The organism is Thalassotalea marina, from assembly GCF_014656435.1.
GTDB lineage: Bacteria > Pseudomonadota > Gammaproteobacteria > Enterobacterales > Alteromonadaceae > Thalassotalea_C > Thalassotalea_C marina.
In genome coordinates, this window is record NZ_BNCK01000007.1 from 293,629 (window position 1) to 301,178 (window position 7,550).

A 7,550-nucleotide genomic window follows, 5' to 3' on the forward strand; every position below is an offset into this window, starting at 1 on the left:
ATCATGAGCCCAATAGCCAATAATTTAACGTACAGCGCCACCATTTTAGTTGCCGATGACGATGACGATATTCGTTTGGCTCTTGAACTGTTATTAACTAATCAAGGTTACAGAGTCATCGAAGCAGTTGATGGCAAGGAAACCATTATTCAAGCAAACAGGCACTCTCCTTCACTGGTATTACTCGATATGAATTTCAGCCGAGATACCACTAGTGGCCAAGAAGGACTTGATATACTGCAACAACTACAACAATTGCAGATTCCTGTGATCTTAATGACAGCATGGGGCAGTGTTGAATTAGCGGTTACAGGGCTAAAGCAAGGAGCTTGCGACTTTTTTGAAAAACCTTGGCACAAAGATAAATTATTAAATGCCATTGCACAGCAGCTAAAACATTCAAAACTTGAACAGCAAAATTCAGGTTTTAAACAGCTGTTAAGCCAAGCACCGCATAGTGATTGGATCTGTCAATCACAGTCAATGCAAGCAATAGAATCCTTAGTGCAGCAAATTGCGCCAACAGATGCCAATATCCTGATCCTTGGGGAAAACGGCACAGGAAAATCTCAATTAGCTCAACGTATTCATCGGCTTTCAACACGAGCTGAGCAAGCTTTTATTTCAGTGAATATGGCGGCTATTCCTGATAATTTATTTGAAAGCGAGCTATTCGGTCATCAAAAAGGCGCCTTTACCGATGCTAAACAAAACAGAATAGGTCGATTTCAACTCGCAGACCAAGGAACGTTATTTTTTGATGAAATAGGCTCACTACCTATTAATTTGCAGCCCAAATTACTTCGTGTGCTCGAAACTGGGCAATATGAGGTATTAGGTAACAGCCAAACCTTTCAGTCTAATGTGCGCTTGATCAGCGCCACCAACGCTAATTTACAAGACTTGGTAACACAACAACTGTTTAGACAAGATTTGCTGTATCGATTGAACACCTTGGTAATTACCTTGCCACCACTACGAGAAAGGATTGACGATGTAGCTCCCCTTGCAAACGGTTTCATTAGTAAGTTCTGCCAAAAATACCAAAAACCCATGTTAACTTTGTCAGCAACGGCGCTAACTCAATTAAAGCAGCACCAGTGGCCAGGCAACATTCGAGAACTTAGTCACGTTATCGAGCGTGCTGTTTTATTGGCAACCACCAATGAAATCACAGAGGCTCAGTTACAACTGATAACCAGTACCAACGCACCTAGTGTAGTTTTACAACCATTAGAGCAAGCAGAAAAACAACTCGTTGAAAAAGCCATGGCAGTAACAGACGGACAAGTAGTTGAAGCGGCTAAACTACTCGAAATATCAAGAAATGCGTTATACCGACGTTTAGAAAAATTTGAGATTAAACATGAGTCATGAAAACGGGCTAATCGCTTGTTTAGCTGCCGTTGTCTTCACTATTTTGGCACTAAGCGCAGCATTGTGTTACCAATTGGGTTGGGCTAGTTTATCCATCATAACCTTAGTGTTTTTTATCAGTTACCCCTTAATTTGGCTCAGCTGGCGATGTTATCAATTTTGGCGTAATAACATTATGCAGCTTACCATTTACAGCCAAACACTGCGCGAAGGGGCTAGTAATGTGCAGTTTAAAAAGCAACATAGCGCAAATTTATTGTATGAACTTCAAAAAGAAATCGTCAATTTAGCCCAAGCGCAAAATCAGTTTAAAAACGAATGCCATAGCACGGATAATGTTCTCAGTTACATGTTAGACACTTGGCCCGTCCCGGTGTGTTTGTTTGATGACAAGTTGACGCTTATTTATCGCAACCAAGCAATGAACGAGCAGTTAAAAAGGCCTCTGTTAATCGGTAGCTCTGCTAAAGAACTTGGATTTACCGAACAAAATGGTCAATTGTCACATGTGTCATTTTCGCCGAACAAAACAAGCTCCAATCAAACATGGCAAACCCAAACCATTCAATACAGTAGTTCAACACATCAAAACGAAAGCAAACATTGGCTCTTTACTGCTTTTAATGTCACCGCTTTATTGCAGCAAAAACAATCACTGACTCAGCAAAATTTAGTACGGGTATTAAGTCATGAGCTACGTAATTCACTTACTCCGATGTATTCAATGACAGATACCCTACTAAGCCAAGAGCTATTGCCCGAACAACAAACCCGTAAAGTCATGGCACGCATTCAACAACGCAGTAAACGTTTATTAAGCTTTATCGACGAATACGCAAAATTATCACATTTACCAACCGTTTCACCACATTGGTTTTCATTACGTGAGCTATTAGATGAAACCAAAGCCATGGCACCAAGGTCGATTGAACTGAATTTTCACGGTAACGAACAATGTTTTGCCGACAGTAAACAGCTCGCCCAAGTTTTAATTAACTTATTTAAAAATGCTGCTGAAGCTTGTACAAACGGCTCATGTGTCGTATCAGTTACTGCTTTAACATTACCCAAAATGCAAACCATTACTATAGCCGACAATGGGCCTGGTTTTGCCAATTTACAGAACGTGCTAACCCCTTTTTATACCACCAAAGCGCATGGGTCAGGCATTGGATTAACATTTTGTGCAGAAGTTATTGCTAATCATGGTGGTCAATTTTCTGTCGAAAACTGCTCCAAGAGCCAAGGCGCAAAGATCACCTTAAATCTCCCCTATTAACTAAAAGTCCAGCCGCGCCATTTCATCGGCAATTTCCTCACGTAGTTCCATTAATTTTTTTGCCGATTCATATTGTTTTTTATCTTCTTCAGTTTCGGGCAACCACTGAGGAACCGCGACTTTATGTCCGGTTTCATCAACCGCAACCATAACAACAACACAGTGGGTAGTTTTGCGCCTATTTAACGATTTAGGATCACAAGCATGAACCTGTAGTGCGATATGCATTGAAGAGTTCCCGGTATATATAACTTGGGCAACGACTTCAACTAAACTCCCCACATGAATAGGAGCAACAAAACGAATGCCTCCAGCATACGCGGTAACACAATAACGACCACTCCAGCCTGCAGCGCATGCATAAGCCGCTAAATCAATCCATTTCATCACTGCGCCACCATGTACTTTACCGCCAAAGTTGACGTCTTGAGGTTCAGCTAAAAAGCGCAGTGTTATATCTCGTTGTGGTGCAGTCATGATTTAGCCCTTGAGTGATTTATCTAAAAATTTTTGACAAGCAAATACAAGCAATACCAACTGCACTAAATATTTAATGTAATTGGTATAATTACCTGTACACTATTATTTTACTATAGCCTTAAATAGCTGATTTTTGCAGCATTCCTTAATAAAAGGTCGTTATGAATATTTGGGTAGATGCCGACGCTTGTCCAGTCGCAATCAAAGAGATAATTTTTAGAGCAGCACAGCGTTGTAAAGTGCCAACCACCTTAATTGCTAATCACTTTTTAAAAACCCCACCAAGTCCATTCATCAAATTTTCTCAAGTAAGTAGTGGGTTTGATGTTGCAGACAATGAGATCGTTAAACGATGTCAGCCAGGTGACTTAGTGATAACTAGCGATATTCCTTTAGCGTCTGAAGTGATAGACCAAGGAGCAACCGCGTTAAATCCTAGAGGTGAGCTTTACAGTAAAAACAATATAAAACAGCGGTTAAATATGCGTGACTTTATGGATACGTTGCGCTCTAGCGGAATTGACACAGGAGGAAGTGCACCACTAAGCCAAGCCGATAAGCAATCCTTTGCCAATGAACTTGATAAATGGCTAACTCAGTTAGCCAAATAACGGCTTAACTGTTTTTTGCAGCGTGGTTGTTAGGCTTTTTCGGCGAATAAGGTCGGCGTCTACTAGGCTTTTTAGTTTGCTCAGTTGTACGCTTTTTATCGCTTGCATTTGGCTTATCACCACGTGATCTTTGAGGTGATTTGTTTTTACCTGGCTGGCTCTTTTTTGTACCTTGTTTTACCGCTTGTTGCTCATGTGCTTGCTGCGGCTGTTTTGCTTTTTTTGGCTTTTTAGGTTTCTTTTTCTTCAGCGGCCTAATGTCTCTCGATGGTGGCAGTGGATTTACAGGTTCAAAACTAGGCTCAATTTTACGCTCAACATGTTGCTGTATAACGTACTCAATATCTTCTAATAATTTATGTTCATCAGCACAAACCAAAGAAACAGCAAAGCCATTTACCCCAGCTCGACCTGTTCGACCAATGCGATGCACATAATCTTCTGATACATGAGGTAACTCGTAGTTAACTACCTGTGGTAATTGATCTATATCTAAGCCACGTGCCGCTATGTCAGTTGCGACTAATACGCGTATATCTCCTGATTTAAATTCAGCAAGAGCACGCGTTCTCGCTCCCTGACTTTTGTTGCCATGAATCGCCGAGGCACTAATGCCCTGACTTTCCAATTCTCGAGTTAATCGATTAGCACCATGTTTTGTTTTGGTAAAAACAAGTACTTGCTGCCAATCGTTTTCCTTAATCAAAAACGTTAGCAACTTAGCCTTTTGTTTCTTATCAACAGGGATAACCGTTTGTTCAATGGTTTTTGCCGTACTATTTTGTGGTGTCACTGAAATTTCAATCGGTGAATGCACTAAATCTTTGGCTAATGCTTTAATCTCAGGCGAGAACGTCGCAGAAAACAGAAGATTTTGTCGTTGCTTAGGCAGTAACGCCATAATTTTTTTAATATCACGAATAAAGCCCATATCGAGCATACGATCCGCTTCGTCAAGCACTAGCACTTCTAATTGTGAAAACTTAATCGCATTTTGTTGGTATAAATCGAGTAACCGTCCAGGCGTAGCAATTAATACATCACAACCCGCGCGCAGTTTCATCATCTGGGGATTTATTTTTACACCACCAAATACAACCTCGCTACTTAACGCTGTATGTTTACCGTAAGTGGCAACACTTTGTGCCACTTGAGCCGCTAGCTCTCGTGTAGGAGTAAGAATCAGCGCCCTAACTTGATTAGCCTTGGCTTTTTGTCCTTGCTGCAATAATTGTAGAAGCGGTAGTGTAAAACCAGCCGTTTTTCCTGTGCCTGTTTGCGCCGCCGCCATGACATCTTTACCCGTTAAAATCGCAGGAATAGATTCCTTTTGAATAGGTGAAGGTTCGTTATATCCCTGCTCAGAAATAGCTTTTTGTAATTCAGGTGACAGTGGGAAATTGGCAAAACTCATAGATGACTCAAACAGGTGATAACGTTAAGGCGCGCTAGCTTATAGTATAGCTAGCTACAGCGCAAATATAGTGACCTAATGTTGAGAAGTTTCGCCGAAGAGGTCAGGCTTTAATATAAATTTCAATTTTTTCTCATATTTGGCATACTCTTTATATATGTTCTGCAGTTTAAACAAACGTAGGGTTTTAATTCCAACGAAGTGTGTAGTAACAGTAATAAAGGGAATTCATGGCCAATATTGATTATGGAGACAAACGTTTCCTCGTTGTTGACAACATCAAGCAATCTCGCGATACGCTGAAAATATTCGCATACAGTTTAGGAGTGTTAAGTGTTGATACTAGCTATCATGCTCCTGATATTATGAACTTATGCGAAACCAATAGTTATGATGTTGTTTTGTTGGGCTATGATTTGGGGGAAAATCGCAAGAACGGTCAACAAGTCCTCGAAGAATTACGTTCTAAAAACCTTTTAACACGTCGCTGCATTGTCATCATGATCACAGCAGAAGTGTCTCAAGCTATGGTTTTAGCTGCGCTTGAACATAAACCTGATGAATACCTAGTCAAACCGTATACCATTAAAGATCTATCTGCTCGACTTTCACGTTGTTTTGAGAAAAAGCATGCTATGGCCGGTATTTATCAAGCATTAGATAATGGCGATCGCAAACAAGTGATTCATTTATGCCGCGAGCACATAGCAGAAAATACACCTTATAAGCTTGAGTGTTTGGGCATAAGATCTCGTCAGCATTTTGAATTGAAAGAATACGAACAAGCAAAACGTATTTACAAGGCATACCTTGGTACCCCAAATTGTCAATGGGCGGCCATTGGTATGGGCAAGATTGCAATGATAGAACAAGATTATTTTAACGCTGAACGCTATTTTAGTGCTGTCATTGACGATAATCCCTTTTACCTATCCGCATATGACTGGCTAGCCAAAGTTCAGCAATTGAATAGCCAACCAGAAAAAGCAGAAGAGACGCTGGAAAACGCATTATTAGTGTCACCTCGTTCTGTATCACGGTTACAAAAATATGCAGAACTGTGCATTAACAATAACAATCTAGATAAAGCCACGACAGCGTTATCTAAAACAAATGACCTAGCTTACCACTCAATCCATAAAAAGCCGGAAAATGCGATACAGTTTGCAGAGGCTTTAATTGATCATGCGGATGACTTGTCTGAATTTCAAATTAGGCGATTAAACAACAAGGCTTTTGCTGTGCTTGGTGAAATGACCAGAGACTTTCAAGCTAATGAACTTAAGGTGATTGCACAGTTTCTTATGGCTAGATTACACAAAAAAGCCAAAGATGACTCGTTAGCCAAAAGTGCTTTAAAAGAAGCAGAGCGATTATTAGATGTCTATAAAAACGTCATAACCATTGACGGTTCATTTAAAATTGCACGTTCACTGATTGCCATGCAAAGGCGAGGTAAAGCAGAACTATTGCTTGAAAGGTTGGCACAAGCTCATCCAGATAATATGGAAATTTTATCTGAAGTTGTTGCCATGTCGGATAGACCAATTAGCGAACAAGACAAAATTGCCGCTCAAACGGCGTTAGAAGTTGGCGTTAGTTTATATAAAGCAAAACATTATACTTTGGCCATCGATAAACTAAATCAGGCACTATATCACTTTCCAAATCATATCGGCGTAAAGTTAAACCTTCTCCAAGTTCTTCTGGTGTCTTATGAAACTAACAATGAACGCATCGAAGACATCCGACAAGCCAGAGTATTAATAAAACAATTCAACGAATTAAGTCCAGACAGTGAATCCTATAAGCGCTTTTTGAAACTAAAAAGCAAATATGAAGCATTGAATACTTTCAGGCATTAAGCTTAGTAATACTAATTAAAGATTTGATTAACTTAGAACTTTATTAGCGTGCTTTGTACAAGCTAAATAGTTTAAGCATAGTCATTTTATTTAAAGATGTTATCAGAGAGCCAATGAGTTCCCAAAGGCGAGTTTAATGGACATAAAAAAAGCCCGACTTACGTCGAGCTTTATTTATATGGTGGAGGGAGGTGGATTATAAAAGGTGTCCTACCTTTTACCCTTCCGGCTGTGCTAAAGCACATTCAAAATTGTTCCCGACAATTTTGTCGAATAACTTCTCATCCATTAATCCCAGATATAAAAAAACCGCCCTAACAGGACGGTTTGTTTTATATGGTGGAGGGAGGTGGATTCGAACCACCGAAGGCGGAGCCGTCAGATTTACAGTCTGATCCCTTTGGCCACTCGGGAACCCCTCCAAAACGGTTTGAACCCAGCGTAAGCTGGGTTCGAAATAAAAGCTTAGCGATGTCCTACTCTCACATGGGAACTTTCTACAACGCTATTGTCGCTAAGCATAA

Annotated in this window: 6 protein-coding genes and 1 tRNA gene; 4 read left to right on the top strand and 3 right to left on the bottom strand. The window is 40.3% G+C overall.

The genetic code is table 11. The annotated features are described in order from the left end of the window. Positions 1 to 3 precede the first annotated feature (3 nt). Both IE199_RS16005 and IE199_RS16010 read left to right on the top strand, forming a co-directional pair. A complete protein-coding gene (locus IE199_RS16005; RefSeq protein WP_189772537.1) occupies positions 4 to 1,377 on the top strand; it encodes a sigma-54-dependent transcriptional regulator in 1,374 nt (457 codons plus the stop codon). Continuing rightward, entirely contained in the window at positions 1,367 to 2,656 is a 1,290-nt protein-coding gene (locus tag IE199_RS16010) for a sensor histidine kinase (RefSeq protein WP_189772539.1), read from the top strand. Before IE199_RS16005 ends, IE199_RS16010 begins: the two co-directional genes overlap by 11 nt. On the opposite strand, the gene IE199_RS16015 is transcribed toward IE199_RS16010, so the two are convergent. Then, positions 2,657 to 3,133 (bottom strand): acyl-CoA thioesterase, encoded by a 477-nt coding sequence (locus IE199_RS16015; protein ID WP_189772541.1) that lies wholly within the window; start codon positions 3,131 to 3,133, stop codon positions 2,657 to 2,659. It abuts the gene before it with no gap. A gap of 164 nt (positions 3,134 to 3,297) precedes the next feature. On the opposite strand from IE199_RS16015, the gene IE199_RS16020 reads away from it, so the two are divergent. After that, positions 3,298 to 3,747, top strand: coding sequence for a YaiI/YqxD family protein (locus IE199_RS16020; RefSeq protein ID WP_189772543.1), 450 nt, complete (start codon positions 3,298 to 3,300; stop codon positions 3,745 to 3,747). Positions 3,748 to 3,751: 4 nt separating this feature from the next. Here IE199_RS16020 and IE199_RS16025 read toward each other — a convergent pair whose 3' ends face one another. Beyond that, complete coding sequence (locus tag IE199_RS16025; protein ID WP_189772545.1) at positions 3,752 to 5,161, bottom strand: DEAD/DEAH box helicase; 1,410 nt, start codon at positions 5,159 to 5,161, stop codon at positions 3,752 to 3,754. A 230-nt stretch (positions 5,162 to 5,391) separates the two neighbouring features. Here IE199_RS16025 and IE199_RS16030 point away from each other — a divergent pair, with 230 nt between their 5' ends. Further along, positions 5,392 to 7,026 (top strand): tetratricopeptide repeat-containing response regulator, encoded by a 1,635-nt coding sequence (locus IE199_RS16030; protein WP_189772547.1) that lies wholly within the window; start codon positions 5,392 to 5,394, stop codon positions 7,024 to 7,026. Between the two features lie 337 nt (positions 7,027 to 7,363). Here the strand turns inward: IE199_RS16030 and IE199_RS16035 are convergent. Further along, positions 7,364 to 7,448: transfer RNA gene (locus tag IE199_RS16035), tRNA-Tyr, on the bottom strand. Positions 7,449 to 7,550: the final 102 nt, after the last annotated feature.